Consider the following 14,446-nt stretch of genomic DNA (forward strand, 5'->3'; position numbering starts at 1 on the left):
GCGTTCAATGTGTTCGAAAAAGGTGTACGAATAATAGACCATGTACGAAAATATTAAAACCTTATTTTCGTACATGGCTGCGCACCCATGTCCGCAAGGGAACGGTTTCGGACATGAACATTTAATTTGAGGCCGATGGCCGTCCGGTCGGTTGCAGGGAGGCCGGCGAGAAGGCGTTCCTATTCGAACGACGACGGCCCACGTCGGCCGTTTGCCGGCGTTTTGGCTTCACTGGCCATCGTGAAGTGTGGTGTAGCCAATTCCATAGCGATGCGGATGGCGGTTAGCTTGGCGGACGCTAACGCGTGGCTGATGCCGTTGAACCATCTCCACGATTCGGTCGGACTCAGCGCATCGACATCCAATTGTGACGCGCACTAGTGCCGTTTCCGCGATCCGGACCAACCCGTTAATCGCAGTTGGCATGCCTTGGACAGGGGCGCGCTGGTCTTTCGCGACGATGCGAAACTCGTGTTCGTAGTTCCACACGTCCGACTTGGTGAGGAGCGCTTTGACCATTGCATCGTTTCCGTACTCAGGCAGAGTGCTCGTCGGCAGGGTCCGGCGGTATGAGATCTTGAAAGCGCCTATGAAAGGTTCCATACGCACATCGAACTGGAGGCACACGCCGGTATGGTCCTCTGCATAATGTGACCACATCAGCAGGTTGTCATCATTCGGTGTCAGACAGTAGACACGATATTCGGAGGCAATTTGCTCGGCCAATGCACGCGAGCACTGCGTCACCATCGCTTTCAGCAGCCCCGGTCTCGTTCGCATTTCCTCTTCATCGCCGCGTTGCCGAGGGTTCGCGTGCGCCAAGAACCACGCGATGTGTTCCTCTCGTACGGAAGTCGTGTCGAGCGCATCAAGATCAAACCAAGGCTTGCAGTCCCATGGGTCGTTAAATCGCGATGGGGACGGCAGATAGATCACCCGGTCGCGCAGGGTTTGCTCCAAGTATCCCGGCCAGTCACCCGAAAAGCGCTGGTAGTGGTGTAAATACCGGACACCGTTCTGTGCTGCTGTCGTAACTGGCATGTTCAAGCTCGACAAGTGACGTATGGCTAGTTTAACCATGCGCCGGACACTCCGGGGATGACCAGTGGGTAAGTGAAAATACCTGCTCGCCAAGCTAGGAAAGTTCCAGTGATGTCAGTCTCCGACATTACGTGACTGCGCGGGTACCAGAAGTGTTTCAGTGATTCGCTACCTCCGATTGGGGCGCTGTCGCGCTTACGGACGTATGGCAGGTTTCTAGTCTGGGCCAGTTGTTTTCTCGTCAACCCTTGCACGGTGGCCTGCGGTCGAAGATGGCCGACCTCGAACTCGAAACACGGAACAATTGGCGTAGTAAGTCGTGAGAAAATTGGGTCCGTCGAGCCTAGGGCGGCCACCCGAAAACCGGATACCTTCACCGGCTGGCTCGGCGTTCTTCGTGAAGGCCGCACAGAAGGGTGCGCTATTGCTACGTATAAAGACACCTAGTCCAGTTCTCACGCATAAACCTCGCGCCGGCATTCGTTCGCGGCGTTCAAGGCAATGCGTCAGAAGAAGCATTCTCTCTTCCGCCGCCGCAGACGCAAAACACCGAGCGTCCCAGCCTTTTGCTGCGGAGGATGGTGAAAGTCCATTCGGGCAGATGCAAGACATCATTCCACGTGACGTGCCGGTTGGTGAGGCGATGGCCTTGCTGGCCGGCCTGCTGGTCAAATGCGTTGACGAGGATGATCTGCGCACCGCGCAAGAGCTGATGAAGCACGAACTGTTCAACAGTCGCACATTGGAAGGTGTCGTGCTCTACGCGCGACGTAAAACTGAATCCGCGCTGCTGGAACGAATCAATGCGTTGCATGAGCAGATTGCCGAGCGTGCGGAAGAACACGAAATGTCGCGCGCACATTTGGCACTGCTCGAAGCCGAACAGCGAGAACGGCAGGAGCAAGCAAAGCTGGAAAGGCAAAAGGCCATCAAACCGGCTCAGGCGGCGCGGCTCTCGAAAGCGAAGAATACGAAGATCATCGAAGAGTTCAGTCGTCGTCGGCGTAACGGTGAAGACTTTCAGGGACGCAACGTTTGTTCGGACATTGCGGCTCGCTTCGGCGTCACGGCGGATCACGTACGAAAGTTGAAAAGGGCGTGGCTCGCCGGGTGAACCGGTAAAACGCGATTGAGGTAACGACAGTCTCGTTTTACGTGACCGAAACGCGATTGTCGATACGTCGATCGCGTTTCGTGCTTCAGGCTTCCGGCCTGTGTCGATGGTGGCACAGCTATGCTTAGGGAGCACGAATGTCCGCAAAAAACACAGTCGCAACACCTGCCCCGGTTGGACTGCCGCTTGATGGTTTTTCGCGTTGGGGCGATCTCCGTCCTTTCATTCCCTTGTCCCGCGAAACCGTCCGCCAGCGTGAGTTGGAAGGGCGCTTTCCGCGTGCGAGTCGTCTGACGCAGCGCTGCACGGTCTGGTCGAATCGCGAGCTTCATCGCTGGATGGCCGATCCGTTGAACTATCGCGCTGTCGACGCGACGAACCAGACGACGGAGGGCGCGTAATGACGGTCAACTTGATGAAGGCGCGCGAGCGCATGTCGACGCAGCCGTCCATTTATACGCGCCGCGCGTGGCTCGACGCTTGCGTGGCGTTCGAAGATGCGCACGTGACGTGCAGCAATCCCGATCTGCTTCGCATGGTCGCGTTCTTGGAGCGCGTGTCGACCACCCTCTGGGCGTCGGATACGCTAGTCGAAAACGGGCTGAGCGCATGACGATCGCGCGCATCCAAAGTCACTTTGCCATGACGCGGTGCGGCCGGCTGCGGCCGGGCCGCTTCGTCGTTGCATCGGAGCCGCCGCTCGACGCATTTGCGCCGCGTGCCTGCGCGCGGTATCCTATGGTCGTCGCTGAGACAGCAGCGACCCGGATTGGCGTCCGGAATCTGAAAACGGCGGACGACCGCCATTTGGCGGTATTTTTTCGTCCGCGCGTCAACGCACGCCTTCAACGGTCGGGCCTTGGCGGGGGTGCCCTCGGGCACGCCGGTTTCCGTTTTCGCCGGTACGCCAACCCTGTCATGTGCCCGGCCACCCCAATTGGCGTTGGGAGCCGGGTTCGTTACCACGAAAACGGAGGTCGCACCCAATGCGCAAGTGCACACACGCCCATACCAGGCGAAACGTTCCCCTTATCCATTCGATCATCCGCGCCGCGCTGCGCGAAGCAGCCACCGCCGACACGTACCAAACCGCGCTCGACGCGACCGGCGCGGCACTCGTCGCCATCGCGGCGCTCGTGCGTGCGGAGGTGCGGCATGGCTGACGCGTTGTCGATCCACATGAACGACGGCCGCCGCATCGAATTCGCCGGCACGCTCGCGTTGTCCCACTTCGTCGCGAGCCGTGCCATGCACCTCGAATCGCTGCTGCTGGCGTTCGCCGACGACGGCTTCACGACGTTTCAAGACATGAGCGCGGGCGCGCGCGTCAACCTGCTTTGGCTGGTGCAGGGCATGGCGAGCGAACTGCGCGAACTGGCCTTTGCGATGACCGATGTCGGAGGTGCGCAATGAGCCAGTACGTCCGAACCGCCGTGATTGACGGATTCGACAACGCGCCGCCGCTCGACACGGGCGCATCGATCGAACTGCAATTCGCCGTTGACCTCGGCGCGGTCTGCGCCGATGCATGGCTTGAGCTGAAAGGCGAAGTGCGTCTGCACGACTACGCTGCCTTTCAGGTCGACGCCTTCGTGCGCGGGCTGAAAGCCGGCATGCACGACGACGGCGAAGTCGATATGCATCGCGTCACGGTCAGCGGCCACGCGTTCGTGGCGGGCCTGATGGGGCGCGTGCAACAGCACCTGTTCGCGGCGCTCGGCGTCACGCGCCATCCGCGCACGACGCACTGAGGCGACCATGATGCTCGGCCGCTAAGCGGCCGTCGGCATCATTCAATTCTTCGCGCGCCGGGCAAACGGCTTGCCGATATGGACTACTAATCGGAAAGTCGGCCCGCGCGCGTCCAATGGGAATCTATGAGTAACGCACCCATGTCCGAATTCGAGCGGGCAAGTGTCGCGCTCGGCTATGTTCCGGCCGACGATCGCGACACGTGGCGTCAGGCCGGGATGGCGCTCAAGGCCGAGTTCGGCGAAGAGGGCTTCGCCCTCTGGAACGAATGGAGCCAAGGCGCGCAGAACTACCACGCAAAAGACGCCCGCGATGTGTGGAAGTCGTTCAAGGGCGGCAAGATCACCATCAACACGCTGTTCCACCTCGCCAAGCAAGGCGGCTTCGATCCGCACGCGCATCGCGCCAAGCCGGTCGATCCAGCGCAGCGCAAACGGCAGCACGCCGAACGCGCCGCCCGCGAGACGGCCGAGCTGGCGACGCTGACCGAGAAGCAGCAAGCCGCGTCGGCACTCGCCGAATCGATCTGGTCGGCGGCCGAGCCCGCGCCGGCCAATCACCCCTACCTCGTTCGCAAACGCATCCCCGCCGACGCGCTGCGCGTCTATCGCGGCAACCTGAGCATCGGCACGGCCGCATGCGACGGCGCACTCGTCATTCCGGCAAGGGACGCGGACGGCCAGCTGTGGACGCTCGAATTCATCCTGACCGACGGGCAGAAACGCTATCTGCCGAACGGCCGTAAGGCGGGTTGTTTCTCGCTGATCGGCGGCCCGGTGTCGTCCGTCCTGCTGATCGGCGAGGGCTATGCGACCTGCGCGACGCTCGCGGTCGCGACGGGCTACCCGGCCGCCGTCGCATTCGACGCCGGCAATCTGCACGCGGTTGCGACGGCGCTGCATGCTCGGTATCCGGACGCGCGCATCGTCGTGTGCGCCGACGACGACCACACGACGAACGGCAATCCGGGCATCACGAAGGCTCGCAGGGCAGCCGACGCGGTAGGCGGCGTGGTGGCCGTTCCCGACTTCGGCCCGAACCGTCCGGCGGCCGGTACGGACTTTAACGACTTGGCCGCCCACCTCGGCCCGGATGCGGTGGCCGCCGCCGTGCGCGCGGCGCTCACTGCAGACGGCTCGTCGGACGCCGACAGGGGCAAGGCTAGGTCGCCAGTCGCGAAGCCCGCCAAGCGCCCGAAAACGGCCCGCGCGCAGGATGGCACGTGGCGGTTCGAGGTCGACGACGAAGGCGTCTGGTATCACGGCTTCAACAATCAGGGCGATCCGCTGCCGCCGCATTGGATCAGCACGCGCATCGACGTAATCGCCGAGACGCGTAACGAGATGAGCAGCGAATGGGGCTACCTGCTGGAATTCACCGACCGCGACGGCATCCGCAAGCGGTGGGCGGTGCCGGCCGGCCTGTTCGCGGGCGACGGGACCGAGCTGCGGCGCATGCTGCTCGACATGGGCGTCAAGCTCGGCGTCACGCAGACCGCACGCACGCAGATCGCAAACTACATCCAGATGGCGCGGCCGGACGAGCGCGTGCGCTGCGTGCCGCGCGTCGGCTGGCATCACGGCGCGTTCGTGCTGCCCGATCGCGTGATCGGCACCGGCAAAGAAGCGCTGATCTATCAGGCCGACACGCCGATCCAGAGTCAGTTCAAGGAGCGCGGCACGCTGGATGACTGGCAACGCGAGGTCGCGGCCTACTGCGTCGGCAATAGCCGGCTGCTGTTCTGCGTCGCTACCGCCTTCGCTGGTCCGCTGCTGCACTTTTCCGGGCTTCAGTCGGGCGGCTTCCACCTGCTCGGAACGACGTCCAAGGGCAAGTCGACGGGCGGCGTCATCGCCGCGTCCGTGTTCGGCTCGCCGGACTACGTGCGGAGCTGGAAGGCGACCGACAACGCGCTCGAAGCGGTCGCCACACAGCACAGCGACGCGCTGTTGATCCTCGATGAAATCGGGCAGGTCGAGCCGCGCTTGGTCGGCGATGTGATTTACATGCTCGCGAACGAGTCGGGCAAGGCGCGCGCGTCGCGCAACGGTTCGGCCAAGCCGGTGCTGACGTGGCGGCTTCTGTTCCTATCGAACGGCGAAAAGAGCGTGTCCGCGTTGATGGCCGAGGCGAACAAGCCGATGAAAGGCGGTATCGAGGTGCGCTTGCCGGCCATCCCGGCCGAGGTAGGCGACATGGGCGTGGTGGAAGCGCTGCACGGCTTCCCGACGCCGGCCGCGTTGATCGAGCATCTAGAGCGCCACGCGGGCCGGTATTACGGCACGGCCGGGCCGGCGTTCATCGAGTTCGCATCCGCGCAGGCCGATGAGTTGGCCGAACATCTGCGCACGCGCGTCGACGAGCTGGTGACGGAGTGGGTGCCGGACGGCGCGCATTCGCAGGTGGCCCGTGTCGCGAAACGGTTTTGCCTCGTCGCGGTGGCGGGCGAGCTGGCTACCGCGCACGGGTTGACCGGCTGGCCGGAAGGCGCGTCGGTCGACGCGGCGCGTCGTTGCTTCGAAGGCTGGATGGAACTGCGCGGCGGCGCGGGCAATTCGGACGAAGCGGAAGCCGTGCGTCAGGTGCTGCACTTCCTCGTCGCGCACGGCGACAATCGTTTCGTGTGGATGAACCGCGCGCAGGACGATCATCGGCCGAACGTGCCGCATCGGGCGGGCTTCAAGCAGCACGTGAAGCGCGACGAGCGCCGCACGGCGATCGCGTCCGATCGCGAGTATTACGCCGAGTTCGGTGGCAAGATGAGCGCCGACGACGCCGAGCACGTCGAGACGGAATATCTGATCGAGGCGGCCGTGTTCCGCAAGGACGTGTGCGCCGGCTTCGATCACAAGATGGTCGCCAAGGCGTTGATGAAGCGCGGCGTGCTGATGCCGCGCAGCGACGGCTATCCGTATCGACAGGAATACATCCCCGGCCACGGGAAATTCATGGTGTATCGCGTTCGCCCGTCCATCTTCACGCTCGAACTGTGAACCGCGCCGCCGCCGTGCGGGAGGGCGGCGGCGGGCATTCCTTTGCGCGCGATTTCGTGCCTGCATCAAAGCCGCTTTGAAGGTCGCGTACCAGACTGAACCGGATGGCGTGTGCTCGGCGAATCTTGCTGGATTCGTAATGATCCGGGTCCGTTTATCTCCAGTATCTCCAGCGTTCTCCAACCCTGTTTGGAGATAGCCAAAGCCTTATGTCACAAGGCTTTGCGGCCGATCCGGGCATCTATCTCCAAGTCTCCAGCGTGTTTTGCGCTGAGCGGCTTTGTGCCGGACATACGAGACAAGCGCAAGCGTAGACCGGGCGCAGCTCTCCAGGAATTGGCGGCCATCGAAAACGCGTTCCCGCAAGGAAAGTCCGCGACGCACTCGCCCCGACATTATTGCGTTCACCGCAAAGGCTCGCCGGTCGGGAACGCGGGGGACCCCATGGCATAGACGATATGCGGGGGCTCACACCCGCGCCCTTTCTCTACTGGTGGCCAACACTAGGGGGACACATTCATACCGGGACGAAACGGGGGGCTGCGGTGCCGGTTTGGTTGGGGAAGTGCGGTGGGGCGCATGTGAAAAAGGGACGCACTAATCAAGTCCAGTGCTCCGAATTCCTGCCGTCCGGAAGCAGCCCCGATTCTGCGATTGAGCACGCCGACAATTTCATGGGGGTACAAATATCCCTTGCATCTCTGATTTATTGGGGGTACATTTATTGTCATGGACATTACCTACGACCCAAATAAGAGCGAAAGGAACATTGTCGAGCGTGGACTTTCGTTTGAGCTGGCGCGTGAATTTGAGATGGCGGGCGCGCTGATCGTGGAAGATGTTCGGATGATGTACCCGGAACGCCGCTTTCAGGCGCTCGGCCGCATCGGCGATCGCCTTCATATGCTGGTGTTCACGCCGCGCGACGGCATGGTTCACGTCATCAGCCTGCGCAAGGCTAACTCCCGCGAGGTGAAAAGATATGAGCAAGCGAAAAGTACGTAATCCAGTTGACGAGAATCCGGAGTGGACCGACGCCGACTTCGCGCGTGCGCGTCCGGCCGAGGAGGTGTTGACTGAACTGTTCGGCAAGGATGTTGCAGCCAAACTGACGAAACCGCGTGGTCGACCGAAGTCGGCCAATCCCAAGACCCCGCTTAAGCTGCGGATCGATCCTGACATCGTGAGCGCCTACAAAGCGCAGGGCGAAGGATGGCAAACGCGCATGAACGATGCGCTACGGGACTACGCGAAGTCACACGGCATGATGTGATTGGGCGGCGGTTGCCCGTGCATCCGCACGCTCAATCGATTCGCGCTCGCAGCGCGTCCCTATGAGCCGACAGACGGGACGCGCTCGCACTTTGTCGGTAGGTGGGGCTTACCGCGCCGCTGCGATCGGGATGATCTCTGCTCCTGCTTTGAGACGGTCGAGATGGTCACCCCATGCCTGCATCATTCGCCTGCGCTCGGGCAGGTATTCAGCGTGAACGTAGGCGGCCGTTACTTGGTTGCGCTCGGCATGCGCCATCTGTCGCTCAACAACGTCCCGGATGAATCCAAGCTCGCGTAGGGCCGTGGCCGCCAATCCGCGAAAGCCGTGCCCCGTCATCCGGGATTTATAGCCCATGCGATACAGCGCGTAGAGCATGGTGTTGTTCGAGATGTGGCTGCGGCCTTGCACGCTGTAAAACACAAAGCGATGGTGGCCGTTGATCGCGCGTAGCTCGGCGAGCACGTCGAGCGCCTGACGCGATAGAGGCACGATATGCGGGTCACGCATCTTCATGCGTTCCGCTGGTACGCGCCATTCTGCGGCGTCTTCGTTAAACTCCGGCCATTCCGCACGAATCATTTCCGCCGTGCGTACGAAGGAGAGTGCCATGAAGCGGAGCGCAAGCCGGGTGACTAGGTCGCCTTGGTAGGCGTCAATGTCGCGCATGAGCTGCGGTATCTCGGTCGCCTTGACGCGGGCCATGTGCTGGACGCCCGGCCCTTTCTTCAATACCGTCTGCGCGTCGATATCCGCTGCCGGGTTCCTCGTGCATCGCCCGGTCATGATTCCGTACTGGAACACCGCCCGCGAGCGTTGAAGAATACGCTTCGCCGTCTCCCGTACCCCTCGCGCTTCTACCGCGCGCACGATAGCGAGCATCTGCGGGGCGTCAATCTCGGTGATGGGACGCGCGCCGATCTTCGGAAAGGCGTCGACCTCAAGCGAGTGCATCACCTTCTCGGCGTAGCCATCCGTCCATCCCGCGCGTTGGGAGTCGTACCACTCGCGGGCCACCGCCTCGAATGAATTGGTGGCGGCGATCTCTGCGGTCCGCTTGGCTTCCTTTTTTGCTTCTCCCGGATCGATCCCGGCGGCGAGCTGCTCGCGCGCCTCGTCGCGCTTCTTGCGCGCCGCCGCCAGCGTGACGGCCGGGTACACGCCAAGGGCCAGCGTTTTCTGCTTGCCAAGGAAGCGGTAGAACATGCGCCAGTACTTTCCGCCGTTCGGGTGGACGAACAAGTACATCCCCTCGCCGTCGGTGAGCTTGTACGGAGTGGTCCCGGCCTTCGCGTTTCGGACCTGCACATCAGTAAGCGGCATCTGCTGGTATCTCGATTGCTGGTATCTGGAGATGCCAGCAAAAATACCAGCAGATTCGCTGGCTGTCACTGGGCAACCTTGGGCAACGTTAGAGGCTGGGAGGCCCGCCAGACGGTGATTCTGGGGGTATTTCTTGCGAAGCTTGGGGAAGGTTTGGGGCTTGGCTGGTCCCCCCGACAGGAATCGAACCTGTATCTAGCGCTTAGGAGGCGCTTGTTCTATCCATTGAACTACGGGGGGCGGATAGTTTGAGCGGGATGGATTGAACCCTTGAAAATCAGGCTCTAAGCCTTGTCCCGCTTGCCTTTCGGCGATTTTCTCCAATCGACTGATGACGCATAATGACATGCGATGACAGAGGGTTTAACGCCGCCTCTGCTACACTTTTGCTACAAAACCACCCTGTAGCACGCTCTGTTCGGACCGCGTTGCTACAGTTTTTCAACGGGGTAGCACGTGGCGTCAATCATCCAGATTGGCTCTCGCTGGCGGGCTCAGGTCCGCCGGCTAGGGAGCAAGAGTATATCAAAGACATTCCGAACAAAGGGAGCGGCCGAGGCTTGGGCACGCGACATCGAATCGTCGATCGATAAGGGGCGCGAGGCGGCGGTCGAAGAAACCATCACGGTCGGCGAACTGGTGAGGCGCTATCGAGAGGCCCGAAAGGAGTCCGGCCGACCGGTTGGCGAGAAGTCGAATGAACACTACATGCTCGCACGACTAGAAAGTCACTTTGATGATGAAGTAGCCGCGAAGCTGTCAACGCAGCGATTGGTCAAGTTCGCTCAATTGCGAAAGAAGGAGGGCGCTGGCCAGTACACCATCGACATGGATATTTCGAAGCTCGGGACCGTTTTCAAGCACATGGCGTCACTCCTCGATCTGCGATTGCCGCTTGCACCAAGTATCGCGCGGCCGACTCTCGATCACTTGCGGCTTATCGGACCAGGCAACCATCGGAATCGGCGGCCGACGCGCGATGAGATTGTGAAGATATTCGAGTGGTTCGCGGAGCATCCTGAGCGAGAGCAGGCAGTGCCGGACGTGATTCGTGTCGCTATGAAGAGCGCGTTCCGGCGCGGCGAATTGTTCCGGCTTACGTGGTCCGATCTCGACGTCGAGCGCCGCCTCGCGCTCGTGCGTGATCGAAAGCACCCTCGGCAGAAGAAAGGAAACGACGAGTGGGTGCCGTTGATTGGAGACTCGCTCGAAGTACTGCTACGTCAGCCGCGATATCCGGTGCCGCCCGAGTACGAAGCGAAGCGAAAGGCAGATCCGGCGATCGAGCCGCATCCGAACGAGTTCATATTCCGATTCGACAAGAGCACGGCCAGTAAGTACTTCAAGCGGGCGTGCGTGGATAAGGGGATCGACGATTTGCGGCTGCACGATCTTCGGCACGAAGCGACAAGCGCGCTTTTCGAGGACGGTTGGGATATTCCGGGGGTTGCGGCCGTGACCGGTCACAAGGATTGGCGCAACCTGAAGCGCTACACGAATCTGCGGCCGGATCAGGTTGCGAAGAAGGGGCAATTGAAGTTGGTGAACGAGTAGAGCGCGTTACGCGTCTGCCTCTATATCCAGCAATTCCTGCATGCCCTCATATACTGGAATCGGGATCATCAGGTTCGAAATGGCGAGTTCGCGAGCTGTGCGACTTGATTTGACGTTATAGTCGAGATAGATCTGCTGAACTGTATTTCCGTTGTATAGCTCGCGAATACGAGGATGGTCGTCATAGCTCAACAGCCACGGATAGCCTTGAGTTTGTAGAAACTGAGCGAGGTCAACGTGATTCGCATCGGTATAGTGGTATCGATATAGCTTTGGCCCTTGTTGATAATATGGCGGATCGACGTAGACAAACGAAAATCCCGTTGCGATTTCTTCTGTGTTAGTGCGCATGAAGGTAATCGCGTCATCGCAGTAAATTCTAATTCTTTCTGCAAAGCGAGCCACTGAGCGAATTTGTCGAATGATCTTTTCTTTGTTAAAGCGACAGTCAATCTTGTAGCGAGAAGCTTGGGCTTCTCCACCAATTGGCCCTGCTCCGAGAATTCCGGAAAAATTTGTTCGATTGTAGAATAGGCCAGCTACACCGAGCTGCAGGATCGTAAAACGCCCATCTGCAGGATAGACTACCTCTCTTGTGGCTTGCAGTTGAGCCCATGTTTCCATCGTGACAGGGCATGCTTCGACTGCTGCGCAGAGGTCTTCAGTGATGTTGAAGACGCACCACCAGAACGCGTATACCAATGGATCACGCTCGACCAGTACTGCATTAGAGATAAAACCCAGACGAAGCAGTTCCAGTGAAACCGAGGCACCGCCCGCAAAGGGCTCGTAAAAAGTGCAGCCATTCAGGTAATTTTCTTCAATGACGCCGCTGATATAGGCGGCTAGTCGTGCCTTTCCGCCTGGGTATCGCAGTGGGCTAAGAGGCTCGTTGCGAGGGAGAAGTTTCTTGGGCATGTTCAATTCCCCTCCAGAATATACTGAATTACGCCGCGAATGTTGTTTGCAATCGTTTCTAATGTCGGTGCATCGGCCTGTTGGTACTTGAGGTGTGTCATTGAGTCTAGATAATCTTTGGCTTGCTTCGTGGTGCCGGCAGAGAGAACTCGACAAATCTTATTTTCTGAAAACACCCCGTTATTGAAGTTCGAGCAAAAATTAATCATACTGACGAGCGCGGGATCGCGGCCCAGTTGCTTCTCGAGCTTCAAGAGTTCGCTCCATTTTTTTGCCTTCTTTATTTGATAGACCAAGGCGCATTCAAATAGTGCTCGAAGAACTAAAGATGCCGAAATGGGTGTGATCTTGTGATTGATCCCGCGAATCTCGCGGGTCAATGCAAGCAGATTGTCATCAGTTACGTGGCATTCGAGCTTTTCGAAGAAAATAGATATCTTTTGCGTTTTTGGACGCGGTGCACCAGCATTGGGCCCGCCTGCGGGTTGGCCCGGAGCTTTGGGGTCTTTGCCATCGCCTTTGGTGTGCTGACGTGGTTCCGCCGGCTTGACGTGTTTTTTGCCTTCGGGTGATTCGAGAAACCGTTCAAAATACTTCAGCGGCTCCGTCCGGGTATCGCAGCGTGGCTTGCCTTTCTCGGGGTCGGGGAGCAGAAAGTCGCGTGCAATTGCGATCATCTGTTCTTTGAAAACTCTTGGCGGCAGTGCGCTGACGGGGTTCTGATCGGCGTCGAACGATAACTGCAAGATGCGCTGGGTGTCCGCTAACGTGAAGAAGCGCGTATACGGGTTGGTGACAAGTTTTTCGTTCTCGAGTACCGCGCGTTCGTCATCGGTCCACGTGTCGAGATCGAGTGCGTACTTGAGGAGTCTGTACGGCTTGACAAGTTTTCGAATTGCGCCCGGCGTTGTGCCGAGTGCTTCTGCGACTTTGTCGATTGGGGCGTGCTCGAGCATGCGCACGGCCCGTCGCATCTTCGCTACCGGCGACCAAGGCTTTGCGCCGCGCTCGGTGTGGCGCTTCGTCAACACGGGATCGGCTGCTTCTCTGTTCGGCGCTACGTCGGCGCTCAGCTTGCGCAAAGTAGCTTTGACAGCGGGCGGTGCGGCAGGGAATCGGCCGACAAACTCCGCAGGGATGAGTGATGGGTCAAGTAGCATTTGGCAAGCGGCGACGCGGCGATTTCCTTCGAGGACGACGTGCTTCCCTCCCTCGACAAAAGTGATGATGCGCTCGCCGTAAAAGAGCCCCTCGTTTCGAACGATTCCTCTTGCGAGGTCAAGCACGTCCTCGAATTTCAGAAGTTTCGCGCGAATCTCGGCCTGCTTGGCGTTCGGTTCAATTTCGATACGAGGGTTGCGTAGGTCCAGTTGAATCTTCTTGGGATCAAGTTCTGCGGTCGACCACGGCTCGCTAACTGCCATCTTTCGCCCCGGATATTATTAGGTTGGTGAGGATATACATCATTTTAACGCGGCGCGCCACCAGTCGCGCCCAAAGCGGGCTATGCGGCTTCGGCGCGGGCGCGACGGGACATATCATCGAGGTAGTCTGCGACGGCGTCGTATGCGGCAAATCGGCCGCTACCTTCCTTGTACGTCGGGATCGGGAACGTCTCTGCGCTGATCTGATTACGGATGGTTCCCTCCGACATCATCAGCAACTGCGCGAGCTGCGCCAGCGTCATGCGCGGGCCGTACTTCTCAAGTATGTATGCGCGGGTCAGAAGGCTCATTTGCGTTCTCCCGCGCGAGCGCGGAGCCGATCGAGCCGTTCGAGTTCCGCGAGGATCAGTGCGGCGGCCTTGACGAGATTTCGACGCTGCGTTGTCGGCTTCCACCAATCGGTGGCCCAAGGCCATGGCGGCGGTGGATCGCCAGCGGGATATGCGAGCGTGTACATGGCATAGCACCCTGCTGCACAGGACATCTCGAGGTCGCCGCATTTGTCGTCGTGTTCCGGCGTCCAGCCTTCCTGCTCGATCTGGCGGCGGCGCTCGATGAGCACGTCGCGAGCAGAGTTGGTTAGTTGTATTGCGATCTGTGCGTCATTGCTGTCGTTTAGGAGCGGTTCAAGCGCGGCCACATGCTGCTCGCCGGCCGGATGGCCGGCACATGCGCCGAGCGCGAATTCGATTGCCGCGTTCTGTTCGTGTGTCATCGCGATCGCGGCCGGGGGAGTGGGACTTGTGCGGTCGATCTCGCGCAGCAGCGCGGAACGATATTGTCGTATCGTCTGAAACGACATCGAGTATTCGTCGGCGGCGATGAGCCGTCTAAGAAGCTGTTGCGAAATTAAGTTTCGGGTCTGTTAACTTTTCCGACTTGGTGTTAACTTCCTGTCTTGTTTTGCCTGACAGGAAGCGATGCCTAAAGAACTTGTAGACGACGAATTGTGGTCACTCATCGAGCCGCTGCTGCCTGCTCGAGCACCACGCAATCGCCGGTACGCAGGCCGCAAGCCGACACCCGACCGCGC

General features: G+C 59.9%; 15 protein-coding genes, 1 tRNA gene and 2 pseudogenes. 11 read left to right on the top strand and 7 right to left on the bottom strand.

The window, feature by feature from the left end; all coding sequences use genetic code 11:
* Positions 1-228 precede the first annotated feature (228 nt).
* Positions 229-1,041 (bottom strand): DUF2971 domain-containing protein, encoded by an 813-nt coding sequence (locus WS62_RS21715; protein WP_162185942.1) that lies wholly within the window; start codon positions 1,039-1,041, stop codon positions 229-231.
* 601 nt (positions 1,042-1,642) lie between these two features.
* Between WS62_RS21715 and WS62_RS21720 the strand changes: the two genes are divergently transcribed.
* The 9 genes and pseudogenes from WS62_RS21720 to WS62_RS21755 all read left to right on the top strand — a co-directional run bounded on the left by WS62_RS21720 (position 1,643) and on the right by WS62_RS21755 (position 8,173).
* A complete protein-coding gene (locus tag WS62_RS21720; protein ID WP_038719164.1) occupies positions 1,643-2,155 on the top strand; it encodes a hypothetical protein in 513 nt (170 codons plus the stop codon).
* Between the two features lie 137 nt (positions 2,156-2,292).
* Entirely contained in the window at positions 2,293-2,556 is a 264-nt protein-coding gene (locus WS62_RS38355; RefSeq protein ID WP_071897830.1) for a helix-turn-helix transcriptional regulator, read from the top strand.
* Positions 2,556-2,741: pseudogene (locus tag WS62_RS21730) on the top strand (hypothetical protein); the annotation flags it as partial. The gene WS62_RS38355 and the pseudogene WS62_RS21730, both read left to right, overlap by 1 nt.
* A gap of 400 nt (positions 2,742-3,141) precedes the next feature.
* Complete coding sequence (locus tag WS62_RS37535; RefSeq protein ID WP_006024957.1) at positions 3,142-3,318, top strand: hypothetical protein; 177 nt, start codon at positions 3,142-3,144, stop codon at positions 3,316-3,318.
* Positions 3,311-3,568, top strand: a complete 258-nt coding sequence (locus WS62_RS21735) for a hypothetical protein (protein ID WP_004547464.1) — start codon at positions 3,311-3,313, stop codon at positions 3,566-3,568. Before WS62_RS37535 ends, WS62_RS21735 begins: the two co-directional genes overlap by 8 nt.
* Positions 3,565-3,906 carry a hypothetical protein gene (locus tag WS62_RS21740; protein ID WP_059671009.1) on the top strand — a complete coding sequence of 114 codons (342 nt, stop codon included), beginning with the start codon at positions 3,565-3,567 and terminating at the stop codon, positions 3,904-3,906. The genes WS62_RS21735 and WS62_RS21740 overlap by 4 nt, the downstream gene beginning before the upstream one ends.
* Before the next feature lie 141 nt (positions 3,907-4,047).
* Complete coding sequence (locus tag WS62_RS21745; protein ID WP_066575142.1) at positions 4,048-6,900, top strand: DUF927 domain-containing protein; 2,853 nt, start codon at positions 4,048-4,050, stop codon at positions 6,898-6,900.
* A gap of 729 nt (positions 6,901-7,629) precedes the next feature.
* Positions 7,630-7,905, top strand: a complete 276-nt coding sequence (locus WS62_RS21750) for a BrnT family toxin (RefSeq protein ID WP_038754856.1) — start codon at positions 7,630-7,632, stop codon at positions 7,903-7,905.
* Positions 7,883-8,173, top strand: a complete 291-nt coding sequence (locus WS62_RS21755; RefSeq protein WP_038754853.1) for a BrnA antitoxin family protein — start codon at positions 7,883-7,885, stop codon at positions 8,171-8,173. Before WS62_RS21750 ends, WS62_RS21755 begins: the two co-directional genes overlap by 23 nt.
* Positions 8,174-8,281: 108 nt before the next feature.
* On the opposite strand, the gene WS62_RS21760 is transcribed toward WS62_RS21755, so the two are convergent.
* A complete protein-coding gene (locus WS62_RS21760) occupies positions 8,282-9,496 on the bottom strand; it encodes a tyrosine-type recombinase/integrase (RefSeq protein WP_043298391.1) in 1,215 nt (404 codons plus the stop codon).
* 165 nt (positions 9,497-9,661) lie between these two features.
* Positions 9,662-9,736 (bottom strand) — tRNA-Arg (locus WS62_RS21765).
* Positions 9,737-9,952: 216 nt separating this feature from the next.
* On the opposite strand from WS62_RS21765, the gene WS62_RS21770 reads away from it, so the two are divergent.
* Positions 9,953-11,050 carry a site-specific integrase gene (locus WS62_RS21770; protein WP_066575147.1) on the top strand — a complete coding sequence of 366 codons (1,098 nt, stop codon included), beginning with the start codon at positions 9,953-9,955 and terminating at the stop codon, positions 11,048-11,050.
* Positions 11,051-11,056: 6 nt separating this feature from the next.
* On the opposite strand, the gene WS62_RS34515 is transcribed toward WS62_RS21770, so the two are convergent.
* The 4 genes from WS62_RS34515 to WS62_RS34520 form a co-directional block, all read right to left on the bottom strand.
* On the bottom strand, positions 11,057-11,968 hold the full coding sequence (locus WS62_RS34515) for a DNA adenine methylase (protein ID WP_082721184.1): 912 nt from the start codon (positions 11,966-11,968) through the stop codon (positions 11,057-11,059).
* 2 nt (positions 11,969-11,970) lie between these two features.
* Positions 11,971-13,392 carry a hypothetical protein gene (locus WS62_RS21780; protein WP_066575152.1) on the bottom strand — a complete coding sequence of 474 codons (1,422 nt, stop codon included), beginning with the start codon at positions 13,390-13,392 and terminating at the stop codon, positions 11,971-11,973.
* An 80-nt stretch (positions 13,393-13,472) separates the two neighbouring features.
* On the bottom strand, positions 13,473-13,703 hold the full coding sequence (locus WS62_RS21785; RefSeq protein WP_009935686.1) for a hypothetical protein: 231 nt from the start codon (positions 13,701-13,703) through the stop codon (positions 13,473-13,475).
* Positions 13,700-14,215 (bottom strand): hypothetical protein, encoded by a 516-nt coding sequence (locus WS62_RS34520; RefSeq protein WP_231748376.1) that lies wholly within the window; start codon positions 14,213-14,215, stop codon positions 13,700-13,702. The genes WS62_RS21785 and WS62_RS34520 overlap by 4 nt, the downstream gene beginning before the upstream one ends.
* Positions 14,216-14,333: 118 nt before the next feature.
* Between WS62_RS34520 and WS62_RS36765 the strand changes: the two are divergent.
* A pseudogene (locus WS62_RS36765) lies at positions 14,334-14,446 on the top strand (IS5/IS1182 family transposase); the annotation flags it as partial.

This window comes from Burkholderia sp. ABCPW 14 (genome assembly GCF_001523835.1).
GTDB classification, from domain to species: domain Bacteria; phylum Pseudomonadota; class Gammaproteobacteria; order Burkholderiales; family Burkholderiaceae; genus Burkholderia; species Burkholderia mayonis.

Coding starts and splice junctions, on each gene's coding strand:
- WS62_RS21715 (WP_162185942.1), bottom strand. CDS start 1,041: ATGCCAGTTACGACAGCAGCACAGAACGGTGTCCGGTATTTACACCAC.
- WS62_RS21720 (WP_038719164.1), top strand. CDS start 1,643: ATGCAAGACATCATTCCACGTGACGTGCCGGTTGGTGAGGCGATGGCC.
- WS62_RS38355 (WP_071897830.1), top strand. CDS start 2,293: ATGTCCGCAAAAAACACAGTCGCAACACCTGCCCCGGTTGGACTGCCG.
- WS62_RS37535 (WP_006024957.1), top strand. CDS start 3,142: ATGCGCAAGTGCACACACGCCCATACCAGGCGAAACGTTCCCCTTATC.
- WS62_RS21735 (WP_004547464.1), top strand. CDS start 3,311: ATGGCTGACGCGTTGTCGATCCACATGAACGACGGCCGCCGCATCGAA.
- WS62_RS21740 (WP_059671009.1), top strand. CDS start 3,565: ATGAGCCAGTACGTCCGAACCGCCGTGATTGACGGATTCGACAACGCG.
- WS62_RS21745 (WP_066575142.1), top strand. CDS start 4,048: ATGTCCGAATTCGAGCGGGCAAGTGTCGCGCTCGGCTATGTTCCGGCC.
- WS62_RS21750 (WP_038754856.1), top strand. CDS start 7,630: ATGGACATTACCTACGACCCAAATAAGAGCGAAAGGAACATTGTCGAG.
- WS62_RS21755 (WP_038754853.1), top strand. CDS start 7,883: ATGAGCAAGCGAAAAGTACGTAATCCAGTTGACGAGAATCCGGAGTGG.
- WS62_RS21760 (WP_043298391.1), bottom strand. CDS start 9,496: ATGCCGCTTACTGATGTGCAGGTCCGAAACGCGAAGGCCGGGACCACT.
- WS62_RS34515 (WP_082721184.1), bottom strand. CDS start 11,968: ATGCCCAAGAAACTTCTCCCTCGCAACGAGCCTCTTAGCCCACTGCGA.
- WS62_RS21780 (WP_066575152.1), bottom strand. CDS start 13,392: ATGGCAGTTAGCGAGCCGTGGTCGACCGCAGAACTTGATCCCAAGAAG.
- WS62_RS21785 (WP_009935686.1), bottom strand. CDS start 13,703: ATGAGCCTTCTGACCCGCGCATACATACTTGAGAAGTACGGCCCGCGC.
- WS62_RS34520 (WP_231748376.1), bottom strand. CDS start 14,215: ATGTCGTTTCAGACGATACGACAATATCGTTCCGCGCTGCTGCGCGAG.